The organism is Actinosynnema sp. NPDC023658 (assembly GCF_040639995.1).
Classification (GTDB): Bacteria; Actinomycetota; Actinomycetes; order Mycobacteriales; family Pseudonocardiaceae; genus Actinosynnema.
Genome location: NZ_JBFAAX010001284.1, coordinates 1067 through 1408, shown reverse-complemented (window position 1 = coordinate 1408; position 342 = coordinate 1067). Strand labels below are relative to the sequence as shown.

Here is a 342-nt window from a genome sequence, read left to right as displayed (position 1 = left end):
ACCGCTCGCGGCTACCACCGGGCGACGGAGACGCCCGAGGACGCGGTGCGGCGGGTCGCGCACCTCCGGGCGGCGCGGGCGGAGCTCGAGGCGGCCGGGCACGACGCGGCGGCGCTCTCGTCGTTGCTGGAGTCGGCGGAGAAGCAGGTCGACGCGGTGTCGGCGGAGCTGCTGGCGTCGTGGCCGCGGGTGGTGGAGGACTACAGCGGCGACGAGATGGTGGTACGGGTGCGGGACAAGGAGATCCGCACCAAGCTGACCCGGAAGACGTTGTCGGGCAACGAGGTGCGGCGGGTGTCGTTGCCGCGCTACGAGGACGACGGGACGTTGTTGCGGTTCCTG

At 72.8% G+C, this 342-nt stretch carries 1 pseudogene; it reads left to right on the top strand.

Going from position 1 to position 342, the window contains the following annotated elements:
• Positions 1-342 (top strand): annotated as a pseudogene (locus tag AB0G02_RS40310) (methylmalonyl-CoA mutase); the annotation flags it as partial.